The sequence below is a fragment of the Bremerella cremea genome (genome assembly GCF_003335505.1).
Taxonomy (GTDB): domain Bacteria; phylum Planctomycetota; class Planctomycetia; order Pirellulales; family Pirellulaceae; genus Bremerella; species Bremerella cremea_A.
Map to the genome: position 1 here is coordinate 137,116 of NZ_QPEX01000045.1, position 26,568 is coordinate 163,683.

25 protein-coding genes are annotated in these 26,568 nt (G+C 54.0%); 14 read left to right on the top strand and 11 right to left on the bottom strand.

Annotated elements, in window-relative coordinates; translation table 11 throughout:
* Positions 1-67: 67 nt before the first annotated feature.
* Complete coding sequence (gene tatC, locus DTL42_RS21360; RefSeq protein ID WP_114371994.1) at positions 68-1,198, bottom strand: twin-arginine translocase subunit TatC; 1,131 nt, start codon at positions 1,196-1,198, stop codon at positions 68-70.
* A 365-nt stretch (positions 1,199-1,563) separates the two neighbouring features.
* Here tatC and DTL42_RS21365 point away from each other — a divergent pair, with 365 nt between their 5' ends.
* From DTL42_RS21365 to DTL42_RS21380, 4 genes are all read left to right on the top strand, one after another.
* On the top strand, positions 1,564-2,535 hold the full coding sequence (locus DTL42_RS21365; protein ID WP_234824304.1) for a type I phosphomannose isomerase catalytic subunit: 972 nt from the start codon (positions 1,564-1,566) through the stop codon (positions 2,533-2,535).
* Positions 2,536-2,633: 98 nt separating this feature from the next.
* Positions 2,634-2,996 carry a hypothetical protein gene (locus DTL42_RS21370; protein WP_114371996.1) on the top strand — a complete coding sequence of 121 codons (363 nt, stop codon included), beginning with the start codon at positions 2,634-2,636 and terminating at the stop codon, positions 2,994-2,996.
* Positions 2,997-3,073: 77 nt separating this feature from the next.
* Positions 3,074-4,048, top strand: a complete 975-nt coding sequence (locus tag DTL42_RS21375) for a pseudouridine synthase (RefSeq protein ID WP_114371998.1) — start codon at positions 3,074-3,076, stop codon at positions 4,046-4,048.
* A 28-nt stretch (positions 4,049-4,076) separates the two neighbouring features.
* Complete coding sequence (locus DTL42_RS21380; protein ID WP_114372000.1) at positions 4,077-4,928, top strand: dihydroorotate dehydrogenase electron transfer subunit; 852 nt, start codon at positions 4,077-4,079, stop codon at positions 4,926-4,928.
* A gap of 177 nt (positions 4,929-5,105) precedes the next feature.
* Here DTL42_RS21380 and rpsT read toward each other — a convergent pair whose 3' ends face one another.
* Complete coding sequence (rpsT, locus tag DTL42_RS21385) at positions 5,106-5,384, bottom strand: 30S ribosomal protein S20 (RefSeq protein ID WP_114372002.1); 279 nt, start codon at positions 5,382-5,384, stop codon at positions 5,106-5,108.
* Positions 5,385-5,456: 72 nt separating this feature from the next.
* A complete protein-coding gene (locus DTL42_RS21390; protein WP_114372004.1) occupies positions 5,457-6,899 on the bottom strand; it encodes a tetratricopeptide repeat protein in 1,443 nt (480 codons plus the stop codon).
* A gap of 167 nt (positions 6,900-7,066) precedes the next feature.
* Here DTL42_RS21390 and cobA point away from each other — a divergent pair, with 167 nt between their 5' ends.
* Complete coding sequence (gene cobA / locus DTL42_RS21395; RefSeq protein WP_234824305.1) at positions 7,067-8,611, top strand: uroporphyrinogen-III C-methyltransferase; 1,545 nt, start codon at positions 7,067-7,069, stop codon at positions 8,609-8,611.
* A gap of 63 nt (positions 8,612-8,674) precedes the next feature.
* On the opposite strand, the gene DTL42_RS21400 is transcribed toward cobA, so the two are convergent.
* Both DTL42_RS21400 and DTL42_RS21405 read right to left on the bottom strand, forming a co-directional pair.
* Positions 8,675-9,709, bottom strand: a complete 1,035-nt coding sequence (locus DTL42_RS21400; RefSeq protein ID WP_114372007.1) for a prenyltransferase/squalene oxidase repeat-containing protein — start codon at positions 9,707-9,709, stop codon at positions 8,675-8,677.
* Between the two features lie 172 nt (positions 9,710-9,881).
* On the bottom strand, positions 9,882-10,064 hold the full coding sequence (locus DTL42_RS21405) for a hypothetical protein (protein ID WP_114372009.1): 183 nt from the start codon (positions 10,062-10,064) through the stop codon (positions 9,882-9,884).
* Positions 10,065-10,350: 286 nt separating this feature from the next.
* Here DTL42_RS21405 and DTL42_RS21410 point away from each other — a divergent pair, with 286 nt between their 5' ends.
* The 3 genes from DTL42_RS21410 to DTL42_RS21420 all read left to right on the top strand — a co-directional run bounded on the left by DTL42_RS21410 (position 10,351) and on the right by DTL42_RS21420 (position 12,593).
* Positions 10,351-11,511 (top strand): aminotransferase class V-fold PLP-dependent enzyme, encoded by a 1,161-nt coding sequence (locus DTL42_RS21410; protein WP_114372011.1) that lies wholly within the window; start codon positions 10,351-10,353, stop codon positions 11,509-11,511.
* Between the two features lie 102 nt (positions 11,512-11,613).
* Positions 11,614-12,117 carry a pantetheine-phosphate adenylyltransferase gene (gene coaD / locus DTL42_RS21415; protein ID WP_114372013.1) on the top strand — a complete coding sequence of 168 codons (504 nt, stop codon included), beginning with the start codon at positions 11,614-11,616 and terminating at the stop codon, positions 12,115-12,117.
* A 5-nt stretch (positions 12,118-12,122) separates the two neighbouring features.
* Positions 12,123-12,593 carry a hypothetical protein gene (locus tag DTL42_RS21420; protein ID WP_199590193.1) on the top strand — a complete coding sequence of 157 codons (471 nt, stop codon included), beginning with the start codon at positions 12,123-12,125 and terminating at the stop codon, positions 12,591-12,593.
* Here the strand turns inward: DTL42_RS21420 and DTL42_RS21425 are convergent.
* From DTL42_RS21425 to DTL42_RS21435, 3 genes are all read right to left on the bottom strand, one after another.
* Positions 12,590-14,896 (bottom strand): TIM44-like domain-containing protein, encoded by a 2,307-nt coding sequence (locus DTL42_RS21425; protein WP_114372015.1) that lies wholly within the window; start codon positions 14,894-14,896, stop codon positions 12,590-12,592. The genes DTL42_RS21420 and DTL42_RS21425 overlap by 4 nt on opposite strands.
* A gap of 140 nt (positions 14,897-15,036) precedes the next feature.
* Complete coding sequence (locus tag DTL42_RS21430; RefSeq protein ID WP_114372017.1) at positions 15,037-16,077, bottom strand: protein arginine kinase; 1,041 nt, start codon at positions 16,075-16,077, stop codon at positions 15,037-15,039.
* Positions 16,078-16,182: 105 nt separating this feature from the next.
* Positions 16,183-16,692, bottom strand: coding sequence for a UvrB/UvrC motif-containing protein (locus DTL42_RS21435; protein ID WP_114372019.1), 510 nt, complete (start codon positions 16,690-16,692; stop codon positions 16,183-16,185).
* A 292-nt stretch (positions 16,693-16,984) separates the two neighbouring features.
* Between DTL42_RS21435 and trpE the strand changes: the two genes are divergently transcribed.
* The 6 genes from trpE (at position 16,985) to DTL42_RS21460 (ending at position 23,501) form a co-directional block, all read left to right on the top strand.
* Positions 16,985-18,496 carry an anthranilate synthase component I gene (trpE, locus tag DTL42_RS21440; protein ID WP_114372022.1) on the top strand — a complete coding sequence of 504 codons (1,512 nt, stop codon included), beginning with the start codon at positions 16,985-16,987 and terminating at the stop codon, positions 18,494-18,496.
* Between the two features lie 111 nt (positions 18,497-18,607).
* Complete coding sequence (locus tag DTL42_RS21445) at positions 18,608-18,916, top strand: putative quinol monooxygenase (protein WP_114372024.1); 309 nt, start codon at positions 18,608-18,610, stop codon at positions 18,914-18,916.
* A gap of 92 nt (positions 18,917-19,008) precedes the next feature.
* Positions 19,009-19,254: a hypothetical protein gene (locus DTL42_RS26100; protein WP_147274392.1), complete on the top strand. Its 246-nt coding sequence runs from the start codon at positions 19,009-19,011 to the stop codon at positions 19,252-19,254.
* 70 nt (positions 19,255-19,324) lie between these two features.
* Positions 19,325-22,021 (top strand): hypothetical protein, encoded by a 2,697-nt coding sequence (locus DTL42_RS21450; RefSeq protein ID WP_114372026.1) that lies wholly within the window; start codon positions 19,325-19,327, stop codon positions 22,019-22,021.
* Between the two features lie 42 nt (positions 22,022-22,063).
* Positions 22,064-22,990 (top strand): ABC transporter ATP-binding protein, encoded by a 927-nt coding sequence (locus tag DTL42_RS21455; RefSeq protein ID WP_114372028.1) that lies wholly within the window; start codon positions 22,064-22,066, stop codon positions 22,988-22,990.
* Positions 22,991-23,015: 25 nt separating this feature from the next.
* Entirely contained in the window at positions 23,016-23,501 is a 486-nt protein-coding gene (locus tag DTL42_RS21460) for an LURP-one-related/scramblase family protein (RefSeq protein WP_114372030.1), read from the top strand.
* Between the two features lie 24 nt (positions 23,502-23,525).
* Here DTL42_RS21460 and DTL42_RS21465 read toward each other — a convergent pair whose 3' ends face one another.
* The 3 genes from DTL42_RS21465 to trpB all read right to left on the bottom strand — a co-directional run bounded on the left by DTL42_RS21465 (position 23,526) and on the right by trpB (position 26,561).
* The gene (locus DTL42_RS21465) at positions 23,526-24,065 is read right to left on the bottom strand and encodes a hypothetical protein (RefSeq protein WP_114372032.1); all 540 of its coding nucleotides are present in this window, start codon (positions 24,063-24,065) and stop codon (positions 23,526-23,528) included.
* Between the two features lie 371 nt (positions 24,066-24,436).
* A complete protein-coding gene (gene trpA, locus DTL42_RS21470; protein ID WP_114372035.1) occupies positions 24,437-25,240 on the bottom strand; it encodes a tryptophan synthase subunit alpha in 804 nt (267 codons plus the stop codon).
* Positions 25,241-25,346: 106 nt separating this feature from the next.
* Positions 25,347-26,561: a tryptophan synthase subunit beta gene (trpB, locus tag DTL42_RS21475; RefSeq protein WP_199590194.1), complete on the bottom strand. Its 1,215-nt coding sequence runs from the start codon at positions 26,559-26,561 to the stop codon at positions 25,347-25,349.
* Between the last annotated feature and the right edge of the window lie 7 nt (positions 26,562-26,568).

The window sequence follows — 26,568 nt, forward strand, 5'->3', positions numbered from 1 at the left end:
TGCTTGGGCGCAGTCATCTATTCTTTTCCCCACTCACTTGAAGGGAGAGGGGAAAAGAATGCTTCTGTTACTTCGCCTCAGGGAAAGGGGCCCGCGTCGATGGCATCCACTTACATAGGCCAATGCCCATGAAGTATAGACCAGTCAGCGGAACGGCTAACAGCAACATACTAATCGGATCGGACGGCGTCAAAATCATCGACAGGAAGAAGATCACCAACACCGACACGCGCCAGTTGGAAGTATAGGCCTCGATGCTGAAGATACCGATTCGGTTCAACAACAACATCACCAGCGGCAACTGGAAACTAATCCCGAAACCCAACGGCAACATGATCACAAATCCCATCCACTCGCTAATTCGCGGACGAGGATCGATACCGGTCATCAAGTTAAAGCTAAACAAAAAGTCGAGGACCGGCGTAAAAGCCAGAAAATAGGCGATGCATGCCCCACCAAAAAAGAGCCCCAAACTAAACGGCATGAAGATCCACACATATTTCTTTTCATGCGGATAAAGACCAGCCGCGACGAATTGCCACAGATGCCAGAAAATGAATGGGCTGGCCAAGATCGCGCCAAAAACGATGCCCGCTTTCATCCAGATCATGAACACTTCTTCGACGCGTAGCGCTTCTGTCGAAGGTTCGATCCGCTGCCAAGTCCGCAAGCGAACGGGCTCGGCCACCGGCAAGACTTTGGCCTCCTGCAGAGCCTTCCGCACATCCAGCTCTTTGTCGGTTTTCTTTTTCTCGTCCGCAGGTTTTTTTGTCGGCTCGGCCTCTTCTTTAGACTCGGCTGCCGGGGCAATCTCTTTGTCTTTGCCCTGCGCGTCCTTATTAGGTGGCGTGTAATTCGCCAAACGCTTGATTTCGTCCGGCTCGACCCAGACGTCGACCGGTGCCCAGTCTTTATCTTTCAGTTCTTTTAAGACCTCCGCCTCCTGAGCTTCGGTTAATTGAATGCCGAGGTTTTCTTCCAAGCGAGCAATCGACTTCTTTTGGTAGTAGCGTACCAAAGCCTCCTGAATGGGCTGCTCGATAAACTTGACCACATCGGCCCCACAATAGAGCCCGATGGCAACGCCCACGCCCAGCCAAATAACGGCCTTGAAAAGACACGAGCGGAGCTCTTCGAGATGGTCGCCGAACGACATCGAAGAGCCTTCAAAGAAATCGTCGTTGATCTTGCTGTTCATTCCGGGAAGCCTCGCTTCAGGAAGCGCGTATTACGAGTTCACAGTGGGGAAGAATGGGCAGCGGTAAGCTTATGCCTGAGTGGATCTGGCTGTTCGACGACCACCGAACTATCGGCGATCGCTACGCACCATCGAAGCAAACAGGTTGTCTCACCATGTCGGTGGTTACTTGCCGGCACCCCGAAAGAGCACTACGCGCGACAGCAGTGGGGCATAGATATAGGCCGGTCCTGCCACCTGACATGGATTCCATCCTAACAACACGCCGCAGATGTTACAATAACCATGGATCGCCAACCGAGCATCGCTTGCCGTGCTTGTCACCCTGGATAATCGTTACGATCGCACCCTAAGAGGAAAACGCTGTGCCGCTGAACTATCCCCTGATTTTTGAACCAACCTTTCGCGACTATATCTGGGGCGGTCGCCGATTGGCGACCGTGCTAGGCAAACCCCTTCCTGCGGAAGGCGATTTCGCGGAGAGCTGGGAAATTGTCGACCATGGAGACGATCAAAGCATCGTAGCGAACGGCCCGCTAAAGGGGAAAACGTTGGGGACGTTGGTCAAAGACTTCCCCCAAGACCTCTTCGGCAGCAAACCGGCGACGGGCACCTTTCCGCTGCTGTTTAAATTTCTCGATGCCAATCGCGATCTCTCGATCCAGGTTCACCCCGACGACGTCATGGGCGCCACGCTCGATCCGCCTGATTTGGGCAAGACCGAAGCCTGGTACATCCTAGACGCCGAGCCAGGCGCCAAGGTTTACGTCGGTCTCAAAGACGAAGTCACGCGCGAAGCCCTGGCAGAAGCGGTCGCCACCAACAAGGTGATCGACTGCATGCACGTTATTGAGCCGAAAACAGGCGATTGCTTGTTTATTCCCGCCAAAACCGTTCATGCCCTGGGGAAGGGCCTGCTGGTGGCCGAAATCCAACAAGCCAGCAACACGACGTTTCGCTTGTTCGACTGGAACCGCGTTGGCGCCGACGGCAAACCACGCCCACTACACGTCGACCAATCACTGAACACGATCGACTTCGAGCGAGGCCCCGTCGAGCCACGCGTTCCGCAACCAACTTCCGATCCAGTCATCAGCCGCCTCGTAACATGCGAGAAATTTGTGCTCGATCGGTGGAAACTGGAAGGGCGAAAATCGATTGGCGGCACTGATAAGTTCCATATCGTGGCCATCTTGGAAGGAAAGATTCGCACCTCACACGCCCAGCTTGACCAAGCCTTGGGCAAGGGCTCCACGTTCCTCATTCCCGCCAAGTGCGGGCCAATTCAGATCAACGCCGTGCAGCCAACCGTCTTGCTGGATATGTATTTGCCGTAATTTAAACTCAAATTACGCATCTCTACGCAAGGGCGCAGTTGGCCTCTGTTTTACTAAAAAGGCAAACTGTACCCTCCCAGGAGGGAGAAGTATCTCCATTGTTCCGAAATGGAGAACTCGGTATCGTTCGTACCGTAATTCCACGTTTTCCTCCCTTGGAGAGCCGTCAGGTGACCGGCCCGAACTATTTCCACCGATGCTCGTTAACAGCCAAGCTGGCCCTGGCAGGTCTGCTTTTTTCGAGTATTGGCTGCGCAGGCATGGTCGGCCCGAACTGGCGAAACCCGGGCACGATGAAGGATCAACAGCGTCGAGCCTTACTCGACGATCCTTATCCCGATACCGATGCCGGGCCTGAAATGCTGGGTGTTCGGCCCCGCGACTTTCAGCAGTCGCTGCCCGAGGCAGAAAAGCTGAGGCCCAATTTCTATGCCTCGCCACCTCGCCGCGTTGCCTGGTAATCCCCATGACGCCGGGCCTTTTCGGGCGTATCATAGAGCAATTCGCTTGAATTCCTCTTTCCCGCTATCGGCCTGCAATGCCTGGTTCATCGTCATCGTCTTCCTCCGCGCGTCTGCACAAAGTGTTGGCTGAGGCTGGGATTGGCTCCCGCCGCAAGTGCGAGGAAATCATCCAGGAAGGCCGCGTCGAGGTCGATGGCGAGTTCGTCACAGAACTAGGTACCGTCGTCGATCCGGAAAAGCAAAAAATCACCGTCGATGGCCAACGTATCCGCGCCCGCCGGAAGCAATATTTCATCCTGAACAAGCCGGTCGGAGTGGTCAGCACCAACTTCGATCAAGACGGCCGGACCCGCGTGGTCGACTTGGTCCCCCAGGACGAACGCCTCTTTACGATCGGGCGGCTCGACCGTCAGAGCGAAGGGCTGATCATCGTCACCAACGACGGCGAACTGGCGAATCAACTGGCTCACCCGCGTTACGGCGTTGCCAAGACGTACCATGTGGAAGTGGCCGGCATGCCGGCGCCCGAAGAGCTGAAGATGATTCAAAACGGCGTTCACTTCGCCGAAGGCTTCGTTCAAGCCGAAAGCTGTAAGCTCAAACGGAAGCTGAAAAAGAGCGCTATCCTCGAAATTGTACTCCGAGAAGGCAAAAACCGCGAGATCCGCCGTATGTTGGCCAAAGTCGGCCATAAGGTATTGAAGCTCAAACGAATCTCGATCGGCCCTCTGAAGCTGGGAGAAGTCCCCGCTGGGGCTTTCCGCGAACTGAGCCCCTCCGAGGTCAAAGCGTTGCGGGCCCACTCCGACGCCGAACGCGCGAAAGGAACGCCCAAACGCAAGCCTGGCAAAAGGCGGACAACCAGCACGAGCGGTGGCCTTGCCCCCGGCAAGAAAACCGCAAAGAAGAAAAGCGTTGGGCCTGGGCGCAAGAAAAAGAAAAGCCGTAGCGGCGAGAAGAAAACACCCTTGATCACCGAAGCTCGTCGTGGTCAGGGGCGGATTGTGAAGCAGAAAAAGGCGTCTCGCAAGAAGCAAACCGGACGGTAGCAAAGCCCCTAGAAAGATTAGCCCGCTGATGTCGCAATTCCAGTTTCAAGCCACTTCGATCGTCGAGAACGTCCAACTGGCAACCCGTATTTATCGGGTTCGTTTCGAGGCCCCAGAGATCGCCGCCAAGATCAAGCCAGGCCAATTTGTCATGGTTCGGATCGGTGGCTGCTTCGATCCACTTCTAGGTCGGGCTTTCGCCTTGTACGACGTTATCATGAATGACAACGGCCAGCCAACCTACGTCGATGTCGTTTACCAGGTGCACGGCAAGTTAACCTCGCGGCTGAAACAGATGGAGCCTGGCCAGAAACTAGAAGTCTGGGGCCCACTGGGCAACGGATTCACCCTGCCAGAAACCGATCACCTGATCTTGGTGGCTGGTGGAATTGGACAAACGCCGTTCCTGGCTGTCGCCAAGCAGGTTTTCGGCCAGCAAGAATACGGGGCAGGGGAGAGCGACCTGGCCAAACCCAAGAAGGTCACCCTTTGCTATGGAGCCCGCACAGCGACCGATCTGGCAGGCCTAGACGACTTCCGCGCAACGGGCCTCGATCTGAAAATCTGCACCGATGACGGCAGTGCCGGTTATCACGGCCTGGTAACGGCCTTACTCGATCAAGCGATCGACGAAGATCTGGGCCAATGCCATGTGCTGTGCTGTGGCCCTGAAAAGATGATGGAGGCGGTTAGCGAACTAACCCAAAAGCGAGATGTTCCGTGCCAAGTTTCCCTGGAAACACCTATGGCATGCGGGATTGGGATTTGCTTTACGTGTGTCGCCCCGGTTCGCCAAGCAGATGGAAGCTGGGACTACAAAAGAACTTGTGTTGAAGGCCCGATCTTCGATGCCTGCGAGATTGCCTGGGAAGAAGCCTAAGACCAAGCGGCTTCAAAACGAAAGACGCCTCGCTGAGCAAAAGCACGGCGAGGCGAAATAATTTTGATGCCACTTGCATGTCGAGCTAATTCTAACGCCTACAGGGCCTCGAACCGGCGATCTGAAATGATCGCCGATGAAGCTATAACCTGAGCGAGGCTTAGAACCACCTAGAGACTAGGCAGAAGCTTTTTGCTTGGCAGTCTTAATGTGGTGCGACAAACGCGACTTGAGACGGGCGGTTGTCTTCGGGTGCAGGACCCGCTTCGCGCCGGCTTTGTCGAGTTTCTTCACCGTGGCGCGGAACTGTTCTTCTGCCTTCTCGAAATCGGCAGCGGAAACTGCTTCACGAACCTTGCGGATCGACGATCGGAGAGAGGACTTAACCGCACGGTTGTGTGTGCGGCGAACCACATTCTGGCGAAGACGTTTTTTGGCGCTCTTGGTATTGGGCATGGTTGAACCGGGTAATCGGAAACGAACAGTCCTTTGTCAGACTCTTATTAGAAGCTAATTATCATGCCGCATTTACAGCAGTTTGTCTAGCCGTAGCTTCACATCTTTGTAGGAAGCGTCCAATTTATGTAGCCGTTTGAGGTTCCGACTGGCCGAAACCCACTCTTTTAGCCCCTGAGCCAACACTCCGGCTCGATATAAAAGCAGCTTTAATCCGTCGGAACTCATGTTCTCTGAACGAGTTAGGCCTTCTTCATACGCCGCCAGAGCGGCCGCATACTGTTTTCGGGATTGCAGACACTCTCCCTTACCTAAATAGCAAATTGGGAATAATTTATCGTCCGCTTGGGCTACTTCTTCAAACAATTGCTCGGCTTGCTCGAAATTGCCGACCCGTTTCAAGCGAACTGCAAGCTCATATTTCAACGCAACATCCCCCGGTTTGCGTTGATTTCGCTTCGAGTAAACCTCGAGTTCTATCCGGTTTAGGTCGTTTCGGGACGTCTCGACAAGTTCCAGCAGCTCTGGCGCAGGGTTGGGCGTGGCGGCTGCCTGTTTTTCGGCCAAACGGAAGCGGTGGCGAGCTTTAACGATCAAAAGCTCTTCCCGCTTCTCGATCAATTCCAACGTATCGCCAAAATGGGTCAATGCCTGCTTTAGCACCTCGTCTGCCTCGAAGAATTTTCCTTCTTCGCAGCAAAGATCGATCAGCATAATGTAGTTGGACGAGACATCGGGATTGTTTTCGATTCGAGCTTTCAGCTTTTGCTTTTCCGTCAGCGGTCCCTTCGCCACCGGTGGGGCGGCCCCTCCCGCTTCTTCCTGGGCAGCTAATTGCTTTCGACGTAGTTTGGCGGCTTCTTCCGGGTCGATGCGGTTGGTCACCGTGGCTAGGCCCTGGGCGCGGCGTTCGCGGTCGATCGTCAACTGCGAGATCATCTTGTTTGCTTCATCATCGCCACGCTTCTTTTCCTCGATGAAATGCCACAACGAGATGGCTTGATCGAATTGGCCAACCTTTCCGAGGTAACGGGCACAGTGCCGCATCACTTCCATATCCCCAGGTGAGCCGTCCATGGCGTTCTTCATGTAACGCAGGCCAACTTCATTGAAGCGAAGTGCTGCACAAGCATCGACCATTGCCCTTAGTGTGACACTGTCGTAAGGATTATTCTTTAAAAGGTCGATTCCTTCCGAAATCACCTCCAACCACTTCTTGGCCGCCAAGGCTTTCTTAACGCCTCCTTTGCCGCCAAATGCGGAGAAGACCGAGCCTTTTTTCTTCCCCTTGAACTTTAAGTCGAGGTTTTCGAACATCTTTTCGACGTAAACCAGGTTCGCTGGATCTCGTCGGCAGCATTCGCCCAGCAAGCTATGGGCATAGTCGTAGTCGTACTTCGGCTTGCTCATCATTTGCGATGCATGCTCGTAAAGCTGCTGCAAACGCTTTCTTAGTGCTGGCGAAACTTCGTAGTTAGATTCTTCAGGAGTCGTAGAACTTGCACCGTCAGACATAAGCTATGGCCATATCGAATCGAAAACGGGGGGGTGAAAAGGGGTGCCAGCCAAGCACCATAATCCGTTACTTCTATTGTATCAACCGCTTCCGTTACGAGGGGGATTCGTCTTAAATTCATGTTGGACCAAAACTTCGCATACAAAGCGTCAATTGAGGGATTTCCGTGACACCCATCTCAACCCAGCCTGAGGCTCAATCCCCAGGAACTGTTTACCTGGTCGGCAGTGGGCCTGGCGATCCTGGGCTTTTGACCTGGCGCGGCATCTGCTGCCTGAGAAAAGCCGATGTCGTTCTGTACGATTACCTGAGCAATCCGGAACTGCTGCACTACGTTTCGCCTCATGCCGAAAGGCACTGCCTAGGTAGCCACGCCGAACGCAAATTGTGGACGCAAGCTCAAATCAACGCTCAGATGGTGGCCCATGCCCAGCAAGGGAAAACGGTCGTACGGCTGAAAAGTGGCGATCCAACCGTCTTCGCCCGGGCCGCCGAAGAAGTCGCCGCCCTCCGTCAGCATGATATTCCGTTTCAAATTGTCCCTGGTATTACCGCCGCATTGGCCGCCAGCGCGTATGCTGGTATTCCGCTAACCCATTCCGATCATGCTTCGGCGGTCGCCTTTGTGACTGGTCATGAAAAGCCTGGCAAAGATGGTTCAACCATCGACTTTGGGGCGCTCGCAAGTTTTCCGGGCACGCTGGTTTTCTACATGGGCGTCACGACCGCTCCTCAGTGGAGTGCGCAACTCATCGAGCACGGCAAATCGGCAGACACTCCTTGTGCGATTATCCGCCGCTGTAGTTGGCCTGATCAAGAAACGTTCCGCTGCACCTTAGGCGAGCTTCCGAGCCTACTTCATTCTGGTTCGAAGATTCGCCCGCCGGTTATCACGGTGGTCGGCGAAGTGGCAGCCGACCGCAGTATTCCCAATTGGTTCGAGCAGCGACCACTATTCGGTCACTCTTTCCTAGTGACGCGGCCAGAGCATCAAGCTTTCAGCTTACAGCAGCAACTTGCCGAACTGGGGGCAGAGATTGTGCTTCAGCCCTCGATCGCGATTGGTCCAGCCCACGACCAAGAGCCGCTCGATGCTGCGATTGAAAATCTGCAATCGTTTCAATGGGTCGTTTTCTCTAGCGCAAACGGGGTGACCTTCTTTATTCAACGGCTCAAGCAACTTGGCTTCGACTACCGTCGGCTTGGTCACGTGAAGTTTGCTGCAATCGGACCAGGAACCGCCGACCAGCTTCGCTCGTTTGGATTCCATACCGACATCTTGCCGGAAGATTATCGCGCCGAATCGCTAGTCGATGCGTTAAGCGACACCGTTAAGCAGCAGCACGTGCTACTCATTCGGGCTTCTCGCGGCAGGGACGTCCTTCCCAAAGGGCTCGCCGCGGCCGGAGCCCACGTCACGGAAGTCATCGCCTATCAAAGCGACGACGTCACCCAGCCGGCACCAGAAGTCGAGCGACGCCTCAGCGGGCGTGGTGTCGATTGGATTATTGTTACCAGCAGCGCGATTGCCCGGGCCACGGCCCAGTTGATGCCCCAAGCCATGCAGCGCAGCAAGCTGGTCAGCATCAGCCCGATCACTTCCGATACGCTACGAGAACTCGGCTACGAGCCGACCGTCGAGGCTAAGGTCTTTACGATGGACGGTATTGTCGAAGCAATCTTGGCGTATGTGGCAGAGAAGAACACGTAGCGTGTTTCTGCGTTTGCCGTGAACGTTGTCGCCTGATGCGAAGCAAGGCGAACGGCCAATTGCCTAACGCTGATAGATCGGTAGATAACCGAGATCCAGCTGCATCATGATCAGATTACAAGCCGTCACATAGATGGGCCCGATGCTACTATCTTCCCAGTATCCTTCGCTATTTTGCTCGGCAGTAATGCGGTCGTACAGGCGGTTGCGGAAAACTTCCCACAAGCTTTTATCCTCGTTCCCTTCGCGATAAACGACCTGAGAATAGTACAAGTACGAGTAGTGCCAGTGGCTGAACGCCTGGGCTTGGGACTGAATTTGATAGAGATTCTTCTTGCAATATTCCAGCATCTTATCGACGACGTTGGTTTTCGATTCACCTGCATTTTGCAGGCAGCAAATCGAAGCGGCCGTAATCGCCGGGCGGGAAGTTCCTCGGTTTTTCGAGCTATACGAGATCCCACCGTCAGGGTTTTGGCAGTCGTAAATGTACTTCTTGGCGTTATCGACGACCTCGGATGGTACAGGAATGCCTGCATTACGGCAGCCCCGTAGCCCTTGCACCTGGGTAATCGTGGTTGACCCTTCGTCGAAGTCGTTACCGTCCTTCGCACTGATATAGCCCCAGCCGCCAGATTGGGTCTGAGCCGAGACACTGAATTCGACGGCTTTGTTGAGAATTTTAATCAAATCTTGACGCCGGAACTCGTCTTCTTCCTCGCCGAGAACTTGCGAGAGAAATAGCATCGAGAAGCCGTGCCCATAGGTATAACGGTTATCGGTTAGCGGATCGCCAATCAAACCGTTAGGGCGTGCCTTCGAAACGAGAAATTCGACTGCTCGACGCAGGTTCTCCGCATACGGCCCCTGCATGGTTGTCGAGCCGGAAGCACACAGTGCGATGCCAGCCAGAGCCGTCATTGCCGTCGGATAGTTAGCTGCCGTCCAATGCCCTAAACGAGATTGCGTGCGAGCGACCCAGGCCAAACCTTTTTCGACACAGGCTCCCCAAGTACGACGTTGCGAATCGGAAGGAGGGGCAGCAAACAACTGAGGGGAAACTGCGGCGGCAGACAAACCACCCAACAATCCCAACATCCGTCGACGATTCAAACTCTGCACTTGCTACCTCCCGTGGTTCGCTATGGCTTTCCCCTATTTTTCCCGCTGGCGCACGCGCCGTCTAGCAAACTTTGGCTTATTCAGAGAGTTAAAGCGACAAGTCGTGCTAATTTTTGTCCAATCGATCGCATTCAGCAAATCGTGGACACTACTTCTGTTCGGTGAAGGTCGTGTAAGCCAGAAACCCAAGCACGCCGGCACAAATGATGAACGCAATGTCCATTATCATGCTGACCCCACCAAAGGGGATGCCAGCCACAAGGTCGAGCGCGAATATCAAGAGTAGGAGAACGGCGATCACCATTCCCACAATCGTCAGCGCTTTCGACATTAGCAACTCCTGGAGCAAATCAGCGGAACGCTACGGTAGTGAAGAGGAAAATTTTGACCAATTTATCCAGTCCATCCAGTATACCTCGTTCTATCGAGATGTCACCTGGACGATTGGAAGTCGTCTCGAAATGAGGCGAAAGGCAGTAGCCACATCCTGGGCTGGTGTTGGCAAAATGGAAAAGTCTCTACAGTGGTAAGTTACCAGCCCTGATGAAAAACGTCTTAATTTAAGTCGTAACTATATTTCCAACAAGTCTTTCAGTCGATCATAAAAGAAGCTTTTCATGACGTTTTCCGACGATTCGCGGTGGCAAGCGTTCCGCCAAGCGATGCCAGTGACCCAAAAATGGGCCTATTTCGACCACGCAGCGGTTGCTCCATTACCCCAAACGACCGCCGAATCGATCACAAACTGGTGCCAACAGGCAGCTCACGAAGGTGACACAGTTTGGCTGAGCTGGGAACAAGCGATCGAAAAAACAAGGGAATCGGGTGCCAAGCTGATGGGTGCCCACCCGGATGAGATCGCGTTGGTTAGTAACACGACCCAAGGAATCAATATTGTCGCGGAAGGTATCTCTTGGAAACCTGGCGACAATCTAGTAGTTTTGGGGAATGAGTTCCCCTCGAACCTTTATCCGTGGCTGCATCAACAAGCCAAAGGCGTCGAAGTTCGGGTTATTCCGGTAGAAGGGGTTGAACCTGATCTCAGCCGGATTGCCGAGGCCTGTGACACCAACACGCGAATTCTGACCATCAGCTGGGTCAGTTACAAGACAGGCTGGCGAATCGATCCCGCCACATTGGCAAAAATTGCCCACGATGCCGGGGCCTTGTTCTTTCTCGATGCCATTCAAGGGATGGGCGTCTTTCCGCTGGATGTCCGGTCTGCCGATATCGACTTCCTGGCCGCCGATGGCCACAAGTGGATGCTCGGCCCAGAAGGGGCAGGGCTGTTCTACTGCAAACAGGAACTGCTCGACGAACTGCACCCGATTGGTGTGGGTTGGAACAGCGTGGCCGACCGGAAGAACTTCGACAAGACCGACCTTACTTTCCGCCCGACGGCAGCACGCTACGAAGGGGGCTCGCAGAATATGCCTGGCTTGATTGGCCTGGGGGCGAGCTTAGATCTTTTACTAGAATATGGTGCCGGCCCTCAGACATCAGCCATCGGCGAGCGAGTGCTGCAAGTTACCGATTGGGCCTGCGAGGCGCTGACGAACGCTGGTGCCAAGCTGATCACCAGCCGGGCAGGGGACGAACGCTCAAGCATCGTTTCGTTTCAGGTCCCTGGTAAGCTACCACAAGCATTAAGGGCGGCTGGCCAGAAAATGGGGGTGAACTTTAGCGTTCGTGGTGACTTCGTGCGGCTCAGCCCACATGCCTACAACAATCAAGCCGATATCGCACGTTTAGTAGAAACCCTGGCTGCCGTCGAGTAAGCTTTCTGCAGGCAGCGACAGTCGTTGAATTAGGTACGGCTTCCTTTGGTTCGCTCTTCCTGATTTTTTTTCACCTTCAAGCTTTGCTTTTTGGAATTGTTGATGGCGGACAGCAACCGAATCGCCGTTTATGTTGGGTCGTTCGATCCGATTACTCTGGGACATCTCAACTTGATCGAGCGGAGCAGCAAGCTGGTCGATCGCTTGATTGTCGGCATTGGGGTCAATGCTGAGAAAAATGGGCTTTTTGGTCCAGAAGAACGCATCGACCTGGTCCAAAAGGTGACGGCCGACATGCCGAATGTCGAAACCCAAACGTTCGACGGACTGGCGGTCGAATTCGTACGTAGCGTTGGCGCCCACGTCATGATTCGCGGCATTCGCCCGCTGACTGACATCGCTGGCGAATTCACGATGATGATGGCCAACCGCAAGCTAGACTCCGGAATCGAAACCATCTTCCTGATGGCAGACGAAGAATACGGTCACGTTTCCAGTTCGCTGCTAAAACAGATCACCCCACTGGCCAACGACGAGCAACTACAGAAGTTTGTTCCAGCTTCGATTATCCCTGACCTACGGGCCAAGTTTGCAGCAGGAAAGTAGCCAAGATGGCTTTGCCTTTGCGAATTGTCAATCTGATGCTGGTTTCGGCATTAGCTACTGTGGCAGGCTGTCGCCTGGCTTCTTCCGCTCCAGATCCACATTGGTTGGCAGACTTCCAAAAGGCAGATGGCATCATGATTAAGACCAATCATGGTCAGCGAACCATTGCCCATCCCGACGCAGTCGCTCGCCTGGAACGCATCTATGCTGAAGCCAAGTGGAAACCGTACCGAGACACGTTGCCTGGTAATCTCGGCCAACAAAAGATTGTTTTGCTCGATGGTAAAGCAGATCTAAGACACTTCAGCTACACCGGGGCATTGTGGGAAAGTACTTCCTACACCGAGCAACGTACCGCTGCTTTGTCGGAAGAAGATCGCAAGTGGTTGGAATTTCTCTTTGCGATGATTCCTCAAAAGGATAAAGCTGAGAGCGCCGAATCTCGGGACGAACCCTCTGAGAAGGACGCGTTTTAGTCGCTCCAGTCTGCCTTCAGAACAAGCTCGTCCTCTTCTGCAGGAGGTTTGCCGTTCAGCGCGTTGCGGGCTTGTTTGTAGAGTACCGCGCGGCGACGGCGTATCAGATGCTTCAGATCATACGGCGTGAAACCAATTCGCTCGGCCATCTTGGCAAGCACTTTCTGCTCTGCCCGACAGACCGTGCCGTCAGCGAAGGCCATATCGATCATTTGGACCAGCCATACCTGGGCGATGTTGGCATCCTGAGGAATTTGGGCGATAAGCTGCTTATTGATTGCAGCCTGACACATGTCTGTTAACTGCGAGCGGCTAATTCCGTAACGGTCGGCCAGTTGCTTGAGCTGTTCGATCTCCTGCGGATCGAAACGGCCATCGGCGGCAGCTACGACGACAACCCACGAGAACATATCGACCGAACGCATACCGCTGGTCCACTGATCCAGTTCGAGCATGCGCGCCCGGATCGCGGCTTCGACATCGTAACTGCTGAGCCCGAGCTCTTTCGCCGCTGCAAACACGAACACCTTTTCCCAGGCCTCGAACTGAGCATCGAGCAGCGCCACGTTGATCAACGTTTGCAACCAGTACTTCAAAACTGGCGCATTCAATTCGAGAAGATGCGACCGGTCGAGCGGCTGGCGATCCTTTGCTGCCGCAGCGAGTGCGACATTCGAGACCTGGCATTCTTTGGCAACCAGGCGAATGAATGCATGCGTCTTCGCTTTCGGGAGTTGCAATTGACGCGAGAGATCGATCAGCACACGGCAAAGGGTCACGTCGTCTTCGCGAATCAAGACATTTGGCGCGTGACCGTCGATTTGCACCCCTTCAATCTCACTCTTGGTGAACTGTGGCATGGCCTGTTCAACGACTACCGCGCGTTTCAAAGGGACGTCCTCGGCAAGGTAGGCCGGCGAGACAGTTACCTTGGTGGAAATCCCTTCGTATGCCTTCTTACGTAGTGCCATCGCTTCCGTTGATGTGAAGGGCAACATGTCGGCCAGTGTCCACTCTAGGGCCCCATCATTAAGAACCGTCTGGCAAAACTCGCACGCATGCGAAGCGTTGTTTGATTCCGGGGCACCACACTTGGGACAATGCGAACTGGTAATTGTCCGTTCAATCCGGGTCTTCACGCCATGCTTCCGGACCAGGACCATCATCGTGCTGTTTTGCACAGGCTCTTTCTCGAGCACTATTTGACCACTTCGATCGATGCCCCGCCGGGCCGTCCAGCGGATGTGCATCAGGGCCTTGTCGTACGGTTCCTCCGCGATCACCCCAGAAACATCCGCCGCTAGGATGCGTGGCTCTAGATAAATCGTGCGATTGCCGAAGGTGTCTGGTTCAAGCTTTTTCTCGTACGCTTCGCAAAACCGATCGGTGGCAACCTTACCGAGTGCATCGATCGAGCCCAGACGATCGGTCAGGAACTTGCGAAAAAAGATCACACTGGCACGGTCTTCCAAATAATGCGAACTGAAACCGTGGTCTTGCTTGATCCAGTAGCGGGTGGCACTGCTCATCTTGAACGGCTTAGTGATCCTCCAAGATGATTGATCCGAGATCTCGGACAAAACCCAATCATGCTCGCCAGAGCGGACGGTGCTCTCGCACGACGGGCATTTCTCCCACTGGTTCACGGACACATCCGCACCGCAGTTCGGACATTGCCCTTTTACCGAGCCGAAGTCTTTTGATTTTGTCTTGGCACCTCGACGACGGAGAAAGGTCCAAACTTCGGATATTTCTTCCGGCACATCCACCGCGATCTCGGCCGTACCTTCTTGCATGCGATATTCACGCATCGCTCTGCCGTTGAAACGGAGCGAAATCACCTCGAACGCGTTGTGGGTGTTCTTGGCCGAACTAATCTCAACCGGGGCGACTTGGGAAAGGGTTAGTTTTTCGGTACGTCGCGACCTTCCTAAACTAACCTCTTCATCTAACCGGAACGCAAACCGCTGATAGATTCCGTCGGAAACGAAAGCCCGGATCTGGGCAAGATCTCCCTCGTCGATCGCATTTTCGACGGTAACAAATGCGTTCGTCGCAGCTTTACAGAATGTTTCCAGGTCGAAGTTGGGGTCAGCCTCTTGGATGGCATCGAGCGCTTGCTCCATTTGGCTCAGGCGAGCTTTTTTGCTTCCCAGCTTAATGGTCGCGAGTTCCCATAATTCGCCACGCAGATGCTCGGAAGCCAAACCAGTTAAAATGACGAGCGTAACGACCGCAAAGACCACGGCCTCGATACCGCTAGCGGCGGTGAGAATCGCATTTTCCGCCACAAACCAAGCCATTTATTCAATCGCCCGCAAGGACGACGGCGAAGAAGGAACCAAACCGAAAAGTGGCCACGCACTAGCGCAGCCAAAAGTGATGTTCGAATACTTATTCGTCGAGTCTAGAAGAATCTTGCGCGAAAATCGACTGGCGAAGCCTAATTCCGCTCGTCTCGGTGTTCTTTTCCTCGGTCTTGCAGATAACGGCGCAAGTAAAGAGCCCGCTCGATGTTGCGACCAGCGGTATCAAGTTCGTTACCACGCAACTTCTGCAAATGGGCGGGTTGCGTTTCAACAAACAGCTTGTTGATGTCGGAGATCGCGAGGTCGTCGATCAAGCCCAAGTTCACCCCCATGCGGACGCTTGAGAGGAGGTGCATCGTTTCTTCACTGCTAATCGTCTGAGCGGTGCAGAGGATCCCATAGGCTCGGCTGATCTTATCGTGCAGATCTTCGCGGTTCTGGGTGATCAGAAAGTCACGAGCTTTGCGTTCGTACTCGATAATCATCGGCACGACGCCACTCACTTGGCCGATCAGTTCTTCTTCGGATTTGCCGAGCGTAATCTGATTGCTGATCTGATAGAAATCTCCCATCGCCTGGGAACCTTCGCCATACAGCCCGCGCACGGCCAGGTTGATCTTTTGCAGGCTGCGAAAGACTTTTTCAATCTGGTTGGTAATCACCAGGGCGGGCAAATGCAGCATCACACTCACGCGCATGCCGGTGCCAACGTTGGTGGGGCAAGCCGTTAGATAGCCCAAACGTTCGTGAAATGCATAGCTAAGCTTGCTTTCCAGTTGGTCGTCGACTTCGTTGATTTGATTCCAGGCGCTGGTCAAATCTAGCCCGCTTTTCATGACTTGAATTCGGAGATGATCTTCCTCGTTGATCATCACGCTCAAGCGTTCGTCGTTGTCAATCGCAACGCTCCGAGCCCCTTCGGCCTCGGCATGTTCGCGGCTGATTAGCTGGCGTTCGGTGAGAAACTGGCGATCGACATGGGCCAATTCGTCGACACGCAGATAATACAGCGTGTTGAAGCCTGGGATCGCTTGCAGACGGTCGTGAACCATCTTTTCGATCGACTTGCGATCTTGCGATGCGCAGCGGCGAATAAAAGGGAACTCAGCCAGATTACGTGCCAGACGGATTCGGCTACTGATCACGATATCGGACTCAGGCCCGCTGCCGCGCATCCATTCGCCTGATCGACATGCCAATTCGCGTAATTCCACGTATTCCTAACCTTCATTCACCAGATTGGCGATTTGCCGCCTCAGGATCTTCCTGGGGCTTCCACGTTACTCTTGACCTTCTTCAATCTTACGAATTTCGTCCCGGATCTGGGAGGCACGCTCGTAATCTTCTTTCTCGATCGCCACTTTCATGTCGTTGTGCAGCTGGATGAGTTGCGTTTGCTGCTGCGACGTCTGGCGATGATGTTTGGGATGCTTGCCCGCGTGAATATTGTCGCCATGAATGTTGACAATTAGCGGATCGAGTTCGCTGCCGAAGCAGGTGTAGTCGTGCGGACAGCCCAAACGGCCTTGATTGCGGAACTCGTAGAAAGTGATACCACAAATCGGACAAGCCTGCTCGTCGAGCTTGGCTAGTTCCTTGGCGGTATCGGTGACTTTCAATTGTTGATGCAACATTCCTGCCAACGATGGCTGAATCGGCATCCCCCCCGACGGATTTTGGGATAAGTAGGTCTGCGCGCATTGCTCGCAGAGATGCAATTCGTGCGGCTTCTCACCGGTAAGCTCGGTAATGTGAAAGGTCGCTGGCTTTTCGCACTGCTGGCACTTCATAACGAAAGATCCCCTCCTTCCACCTAACTGAACAAATAGCACAATTTCCTCGCCCTAAGACAAGCGGAAAGCCTTAAAGCAGGAAACGATCAACGTAAATCCAAATTGCAATTAGAGATACCGCGCGAGGATTATTCTGGATTCTATCGACGCTAAGGGGGGTGTCAAGATAAGACGACATCCCGTTCAATGTTACCAGAGACCGAAATTTCGTGGACGTGAACATTTATCTGTTCCCACGCGTCTCCTCCGATATATTGGCTTCGCGGTTCCCCTGGCAGACACCTGATTTATGCCGTACCTCCCTGAATTCTCCGAGTTCGAGAAGCTCGCAGGCAAGTTTGAGATTATTCCCGTTTATCGACGCTTAATCAGCGATTCGATGACCCCTGTTTCTGCCTTTCATAAACTAGACAACGGACAACCCGCTTGCCTGTTTGAAAGCGTGGTGGGGGGTGAGAAAGTTGGGCGATATTCCTTTATTGGAATTCAGCCTGAATACCATCTCAGCGCTACCCGCGATCAAGTAACCATTTCGCGCCCTGAGGGGAGTGAGACATTTACCAGCAGCAACCCGCTGGAAGAACTGCGCAAACGCCTAGATACCGGCACCGTGGCTCACATTGAAGGGCTTCCCCCGTTTAATGGTGGTGCAATCGGGTACGCCGGGTACGACGTCGTCCGGTATGTCGAAAATTTACCAAACGCACCGCAAGACGACCGTAAGCTGCCTGATCTTTCGTTCGGGTTTTATAACAATCTGATTGTTTTCGATAATGTCAGTAAAATCGCTTACATCATCGTTATGGCCAAATGCCCCCGAGGCGAGGCCAACGACCATCAAGCGATTTACGAAGCGGCTTGCCGCCAGGCCGATTCGATTGTCGCGCAGCTGACCAAGCACGACCCAACGCTAACCCCCACCGATATCGACCTGGCCGGCGTTCCCACCATTGGTTACCGCTCGAATTTCACGCAAGAAGCCTTTGAAGCGGCAGTCCGCAAATGCGTCGACTACATCGAGGCCGGCGATATCTTTCAAGTGGTGTTCAGCCAGCGGCTAGAAGTCGATATTCAAAGCGATCCATTCGAGATTTATCGCACCTTGCGGATCGTGAACCCCAGCCCGTTCATGTTCTTCCTTCGCACGCCAGAAACCACCCTGGTTGGTAGTTCGCCAGAGATCATGGTTCGTGTGATGGACGGCGTCGTTACCGTGCGTCCCTTGGCAGGCACCCGCCCCCGCGGCTTGACCGAGGCGGAAGATTTACGCTTGGCCGAAGAATTGCTGGCCGACCCGAAAGAACGGGCCGAACATATCATGCTGGTCGACTTGGGACGCAACGACGTGGGTCGTGTCGCTAAGTATCGCAGTGTGCAGCTATCTGACGTGATGGCAATCGAACGCTACAGCCACGTGATGCACATTACCTCGAACGTCACCGGCGAGCTTCCCGAGGGGAAAGATGCCTTCGATGCGTTGGCAGCCTGTTTACCGGCCGGGACGGTCTCTGGGGCGCCGAAGGTTCGTGCCATGGAAATCATCGACGAAATCGAACCTCACCGCCGTGGCCCTTATGCCGGTGCGGTCGGCTATATCGATTACGGCGGCAACATGGACACTTGTATTGCACTGCGGACAATCGTCATTCAAGACGGCACTGCGTACGTGCAAGCAGGTGCCGGTATCGTGGCCGATAGCGATCCGCAGATGGAATATCAGGAAACCCTGAACAAAGCCCGGGGCATCCTCAAAGCAATCGAAATCACCGAGAAACGCTCGGCCGCCGCGAAGGCGAAGTAGCTCAAGCGGTATCCGCTTTCCCAGGCAGAGGTAACTTGCCAGAATAAAAGAGAGGCGGAACATCGGTTCTGCCCGACTTCCCCTTTTTTCGGATATAGTTCATTGCGCACCATGATTCACGTTATCGCTACGATTGAAGTCGCCGAAGGTACTCGTGACAAATTCTTGGAACACTTCCACAATTTGGTTCCGCTCGTATTGGAAGAAGAAGGCTGCATCAGCTACGGCCCGGCTATCGATGTCGATGCCAAGCTCGACGTGCAAATTGGACCTCGCGATAACGTCGTGACCGTGGTAGAAGCCTGGGAATCGGTCGAAGCTTTGCATGCCCACTTGGCGGCTCCGCACATGGACGACTATCGCGAAAAGGTGAAAGATATTGTCACCGATACCAAGATCCAGGTTCTCAGCCCCGCCTAACACCTGCTTGAGGACTACGCTGCGCATTCAACAGGGGCAACCATTGGGAAGCCCCTTTATTTATGGCTAGAAGGCTCGCCAGAGCCGTAGTTTTGCGTGCAAAGATCAACTTCCGCAACATCTTGCCGGTCCCGGCGGCCGACGTGCCAGGCAGGAAATACCTGCGGGCGAGTCACCTTTCGCTACGTCTTATCCCCCTTAATCGTAGCTTCCTCAAGCGAAAACCAACCGGTTGTTATGCCCGCAGTCAGAATTCCGTAAGTCAGCAAGCTCAAAGTAACTTGGCGTTCTGCTTGCTTCGCACCCTTAACTTTCCTACGCTACGAGGAAAGAAATAACGCCTGACGCGAGCAGCAACTGGCTCGACGAAGCGGACTCCTCATTCCGGTGGCTGAAGATCTCTCTAGCATGGCACTGAAAAACGACTCGGCGCGAAACGAATTCACTCCGTTGTTCACATCCTCTTTGCGCAACAAGTGGCTCACTTTTTTCCTCCTCTTGGGGACGTTAGCCACAACGGGCTGCTCGGGCTGTTTCGAAGGAGCAGAAACTGTCGAAGAACGTCAGAAACGCCTGGAAAAGGAAGAAACCAAAGAAGATTTCGAGCCTCCTAAGCTAAACGTGCTGCCGTCCGACGATCGCAAGACTCGGCTTAATCGAGTGAAGCCAGGGCACTGGACTAACGTTAGCACGCAAATGAAGGCGAACAATTTCGACTTCCGGGGCGAGCTCTACGCTTACACCGTTTCGCAAAACTCGCCAGTCCCCATTCGCGACACCGACTATTACTTCTCTTCGACGCGTCCGCTTGCCCTGCCGAAAGGGAAAGAGCGTTGGTCGGATGTTCTTTTTTATCCGCCGCTCTTCAACCAGAACAACAAGTCGACGCGAATGTTTGCCTGCGATTTACGGCCTGCCGGTGGCGGACGCGCCGTACTTGTCGACCGCTTGCCCACGACTCGAATGCATAAGCAGGAATACTACATGGTCGTGTTGGCTTCTTCTGCCGACGCCTACCAGTTTCTAGAAGCGACCGACGTGATTCGCCCGCTGCACGATTTGAACTCGGCTGAAGAGACAGCCCCCCACTATCGTTTGATCCTTCCGAAAGTGGTCGACCGGGTTGCGGTGCCTGAGAACTCGATGGCCTGGACTTCCATTGCCTATGTGTTCTGGGACGACATCGATCCCAACATGCTCTCACTCGACCAACAACAAGCAATGCTCGATTGGCTGCACTATGGCGGCCAGTTGATTATCAGTGGTCCTGATTCCTTAAATCAACTGAAACTCAGTTTCCTGGCCGACTACTTGCCCGCCGAGGACACCGGTAGCATCGAATTGGGGATCGAACGGTTTGCTGAGATCAACGATACGTTCGTCCAAGAAGAACGTATCTGGGAACAAGGCAACATGAATACTTATCGATACACCATCAAACTACCTAGTGGTCCATTGCGTGGGTCGGAACTCAAGCTGCATCCTAACGCCCAATATGTCCCCAACACTGGCGACCTCGTCGCGGAACGCCATGTTGGCCGAGGCCGGATTGCGGTGACCGCATTCCAGATTCGTGCCCCTGATCTTTCTAAGAACTGGAAAAACTTCGACAGCTTCTTCAATGCGGTTTTATTGCGTCGTCCGGCTCGCGATTTTAAGGAAGTTCAAGGAGCCAGCGAAATCGTTACGCTGTGGGCCGACCGAGAAGCTTTTAACGACCCGCGTCGGGTAACCTCGTTACGTTTTATGAGCCGCGACCTGAGCAACAATTTGCCCGCGAATCAACTGAAAGATGCCAAGCTCTTGGTGAAAACCAGCCCCGATTCAAGCGCGAAGCCAGAAGAGGGGACGGTAACAGATTTAGAGGAATTACGAATCCGACAATTTGCCCAGCGTACCCCATCCCAAAACAACAACCAGGCCTTAGAAGAACAAGCTCTCCGCGAAGCGATTCAAAGGCAAGACCCTAATAACCTGTACTCGGGCTTTGGCTACGACGATCAATCAGGCGTGGCAGGCTGGAATGACAAGAGCGGTATCTCCGCCGCAGCGCGCGAATGCCTACGCGACGCTGCCGGCATTTCGATTCCCAACGGCAACTTCGTGCTGCGTGTGACGGCAGGGTATCTGCTAGTGCTGGTGCCACTGAATTGGTTGGTATTCTGGTTGATTGGCCGGGTGGAATGGGCTTGGATCGCTGCGCCGGTAATTGCGATTTTCGGGGCATTGTTCGTGATTAAACTCGCCGAACTCGACATCGGCTTTGCCCGTAGTCGAACCGAAATTGCCTTCATGGAAGTCCAGCCCAACTACCATCGCGCCCACCTCACACGCTTTACTTCGCTTTATACTTCGTTAAGCACGTCATACGATATGCTATTCACCGAGTCGACTGCGGTGGCATTGCCGTTTGGCCGTTCGCAAGATTCTCAAAGCAACCAAGCGAGGCGTTTCAACAGCGGGTTCAGCGAAGTTCAATACCGCCAGGAAGGCAACGACATCAAACTATCCGGACTGCAGGTAGCCTCGAACTCGTCGACGATGGTCCACAGCGAGTACTTCCTCTCTTCGTCCTCACAACCCGTCTTCCAGTGGAACGTCAACCAAGAGGGGCAAGATCAACTGACCTATGGGTCGTCGCAAACCCTGCACGACGTTGGCATCGTGCGTCGCAATGCCCGCACTAAGGCCATTGAAGTCGCCTGGCTGGGTGATCTAGAGCCCGATTCAAAACAGAAAGTCACCTTCAGCAAGCCCCAAGACGAATGGGAGCTATTCCCCCAGTGGCTCGAATCGCCTGTGTTAAGCTTGAATCGTGCCGCCGGAGAAGTAAATCTGCGGCATCTGCTAAACGCGGTAAAAGAGGTAAAACATCTCAACCCTGGCGAAACCCGGCTGATAGGCTGGACCGACGAAGACATGCCAGGCCTGACAATTTCGCCAGCTTCCAGCCAGCGTACAATTCGCACCATGGTACTCGGACACCTTAGCTACGGCGAGTTTCCGGTACCCAAGGCTGACCTACACACCCGACGCGTCGGCGGTCAGGAACCAGCCCAAATGCAAGCCATCGAACTAGACCTGCTTGAAGAAGCCACGAATTAATTCCACGACCATGATTTCCGCCGCCCCTAGGATGCGCACGCGATGATTGAATTAGTTGATTTCGGGAAAGACTATGGTGATTTCACTGCGGTCAAATGCTTGAATCTCAAGATCGAAGCGGGCGAGATGTTTGGCTTCATCGGCCCCAATGGCGCCGGCAAAAGCACCAGCATTCGCTTTTTGGCCACGCTCTTAAAAGCCTCGCGAGGCGAGGGCTTTGTCAACGGATTTAACGTTGCCCAGCAGCCCATGGATGTGCGGCACAGTGTCGGCTACATGCCGGACAACTTCGGTGTGTACGACGGCATGAAGGTTTGGGAGTTTCTCGACTTCTTCGCCGTCGCCTATAAAATTCCGCGCACTCGCCGCAAAGCGGTCATCACCGACGTGTTGGAACTACTGGACCTGACCCACAAACGCAACGACTTTGTCAACGGTCTTTCGCGAGGGATGAAGCAGCGGCTTTGCCTGGCCAAAACCTTGGTTCACGACCCTCCGGTGCTCATCCTGGATGAACCAGCCAGTGGTCTCGATCCACGGGCTCGTTTGGAAGTCAAGGCGTTGCTCAAAGAACTTCGCAAGATGGGTAAGACCATCCTTATTTCCAGCCACATCCTGACCGAACTGGCCGACTGCTGTACCTCGGTCGGCATTGTCGAACGAGGAGAACTGCTGATGAGCGGTAGCATCGAAGATGTTTACCGCCGCATTCGCAAAAACCGAATCATCAACATCAAATTTGTCGACGGCATGGACGCCGGTCTCTCGATCATTCGCAGCATGCCTGAATGTGTCGACGTCGATGTCGATCGTGGCCAGGTTACCTGCGAACTTCAAACCGACGACCAAGGAGTCGCCTCGCTGCTGAAGAAGTTGGTCGACAACCAGATCAACGTGCGTACTTTTGCCGAAAAAGACCCAACACTGGAAGACGTCTTCATGATGGTAACCAAAGGGCTGGTGACCTAAGGACACTATTCTGGGCAGCTAGTGCATGCGATATGTTATCAAGGAACGCTTCTGGTCTTGGGGCGACAAATATTACGTTTACAACGAACACCAAGACCCTGTTTATGAAATCGTGGGAAAGGTCTTTTCTTGGGGAGATCAGCTCTCTTTCCGCGACATGCAAGGGAACGAACTAGCCTACATCTCGCAGCGGCTCCTCTCGTGGATGCCTTGTTACGAGATCTACCTACAAGGCGAACTCTTCGCAGTGATGCGGAAGAAATTCACTTGGTTCCAGCAAAAATTCGTGCTCGATATCCCTGGTCCCAACGATTACACAATCGATGGCAGCTTCTGGGTGCATAATTATGCCTTTCAACGCCAAGGCCGTACGGTTGCCAAAATCTCGAAAGCATTTTGGGCCTGGACCGACAGCTATGGGATTGAAACGGTTAAGGGAGAAGACGACGTCACCATCCTCTGCGCATGCATCGTCATCGATCAAATCTTGGACGACCAGCGGTCAGATTAAGTTTGCCCTGGGCCAAACCGCCTGCTAAACCAAAATAATCGGCCTCGAATCTCCTTCTTGGTCGCGGCGTTCCCATTCGCGGCGTACTTCTCCCAAGCCGTAAGCACACAGTTCAAACTCGTGGCTTAGCTTGTTCAGCAGCAGGGCCTCTTCGCCTGCTTCCTCTTCAGCAGAAAGTTCGCTGGCCTTTGAGTACGCTCGCTTTCCTTCGGCCCAATAATTCAGCAAATGATCTTTCCGATCGCTACGCTGCATCCGGGCTAGGCTTTCCGGGTAAACGCCACTCCAGAACAGCAAAAAGTCCCCTACGTGTTGGTGGACAGATCGCTTGGCCGCACCAATCCTGGCCTCTGCTTCGATCAGCATGTCAGCCACTTCAGTCAGTGGTTTGCCGGTTAAACTACGAACCTTAAAAACCATATCGCTGCGGATAAATCGCGTGAGAAGGCCGGTCAGGTAGTCGATTAGATCGGTATCTGGAACGCCCAACTGGCCGTGAAAAGTTTGCTCGGTGATGCCTGCAAAGAAACGGTACATCGGTGTTGAATCATGGTCGGCGTGCATAAAGAAGGTTCCCCTCCCGTACTTAAAAGTCGGTCAGCAAAACCCAGCCGGCAAAAGGATCGCTTCTTGCCGCTCGACGCGAGGATCGAACAGGTCGTCTCTTTGCCCGCTGGTCAAGTTGAGTCCACACGCATGATGGGGCAATATCACCATTTCAGCCGCTGAAAAACGGCCAAATCGGTAATCGCTCTAATGCTACAATAATTACGGTGAATAGTTCGAGTCAAGACAAGTAATTTCTCTCATACCATTGTAGCGCGAAGCCGCCCCGAGGCCAGGCGCAACGTGTTGGCATCGCCAACGATACGAAAAACACCGCCACCATCACCACCGGCTTGATAGCGTCGCCGGTTTCAGAAAAACAACCGCAGCTAGCCGTTGAGTGCGTCCAGCAGCGTGTCGGCGTAGTCGCCTACTTCTTGAATCACTTCAGCTTGCGGTTTGCTGCCTGCTTCGCATAGACGCCGGACGATCGCCGAACCGACAATGACTCCGTCGCAAGCTTCTTTCAGCAAGTGAACATGCTCTGGCTTGCTGATGCCAAAACCGATGCAGATTGGTAGATCGGTCTGGCTCTTGAGCCACTTTACGTTCTCGACGATCGTAGGTGGCAATTCCGTTCGCTCGCCGGTGATCCCAGCCACCGAGACGTAATAGACAAAGCCGGTCGACGTTTCGAGAATTCGTTTCGCACGCTCTTTCGAGGTAGTTGGCGTGATCAGCTGAATCAAACTGAAGTCGCGCTGCTTGCATAGCTGGACGAACTTGTCCGACTCCTCTACTAGCAAGTCTGGCACGATCGCGCCACTGACGCCGGCAGCTTGAGCCATGTCTAGATATTTCTCTGGCCCATGACGATGAATGATCGCATAGCTAATCATTGTCACCACAGGGCAGGGGAGGGAAGGCGTGACCTGGCCGATGGTGTCGAGGATCGACTTCAGCTTGATCTTCTTATCGAGTGCCCGCGTGTACGAAGCTTGAATCACTGGGCCATCGGCGATCGGATCGCTGTAAGGAATGCCGACTTCACAAACCGTCGCTCCTCGCTTGCCTAACTCTTGCAGCGCCGCAGCGGTGATCTCCAACGAAGGATCCCCGGCAGTCACAAAGGGGACCAGGGCCTTCTTATTTTGCTGACGCAGAGCTTCAAACGCACGATCAACTGCGGACATCGACGACGAACCTTCCAGGTTGGATTGTTGGGGTGCCACTTCGCTTTCTCTCTCGCAGGAAAGGAAGTGGGCCGGAAAGGAGGATACCGATACTTCGGCGATTCCACTAATACTTAACGCCTTTGAGGCGGGCAATTTCGGCGGCGTCTTTGTCTCCACGGCCGGAAAGACAAACGAGCACGACTTGATCCTTGGGCATTTTCGCGGCCAGTTCCATCGCTTTGGCAACGGCATGCGAGGATTCCAGGGCTGGCAAAATACCTTCTGTTGCGGCTAGGGCATCGAAGCCCTTCATGGCGTCGTTGTCTTCACAACAGGTGTACTCGACCCGACCGGTCGCCTTCCAGTAGCTATGTTCGGGGCCGACGCCTGGATAGTCGAGACCGGCCGACATCGAGTGGACATCGCAGGTCTGGCCATCTTCGTCCTGCATGACAAAGCTATAGCTACCATGCAACACACCAGGCTCGCCGTAGGTGAGTGGCGAAGCGTGGTCGCCCGGTTTCGGGCCGCGTCCGCCAGCTTCTACGCCAACAAGCTCAACATCGGTGTCTTCGATAAACGGATAGAACATCCCGGCTGCGTTGCTGCCGCCGCCAACACATGCAACGACCTTGTTGGGCAGCTTACCCAGGCGTTCCAAACTTTGGGTCCGCGCTTCCTCGCCGATCACCGCTTGAAAATCACGTACAATGCGGGGGAAAGGATGAGGCCCGACCACGCTGCCTAAGATGTAGTGGGTATCTTCGACCGAAGACATCCAATCGCGCATCGCCTCGTTGATGGCATCACGCAGCGTCCGCGAGCCAGTCGTCACCGGGCGAACCTCGGCGCCAAGCAGCTTCATGCTGAAGACGTTGGGGGCTTGGCGACGGATGTCTTCCTCGCCCATATAAACAACACAGGGAATCCCAAAGTGAGCACAAGCCGTGGCAGTCGCCACGCCATGCTGACCGGCACCAGTCTCGGCAATAACTCGCTTCTTACCCATTCGCAGTGTGAGCAAAGCCTGACCGAGCGTGTTGTTGATTTTGTGGGCGCCGGTATGATTGGTATCTTCCCGCTTCAGCCAGATCTGGGCGCCACCACATTGCTCGGTTAAACGGCGAGCGTGATAGAACGGAGAGGGGCGGCCCACAAAGTCCCGCAGCAGATCCTTCAGCTCAGCGAAGAAGCTGGGATCTTTCACCGCCTTTTCGTATTCCTCGGTTAATTGATCGAGGGCCTGGGTCAACGTTTCGGGAACGTAACGTCCCCCGAACGGACCAAAACGGCCAGCAGCATCGGGAACGTTATGACTGGCAGTACCTAGACTATCCATCGGCGGG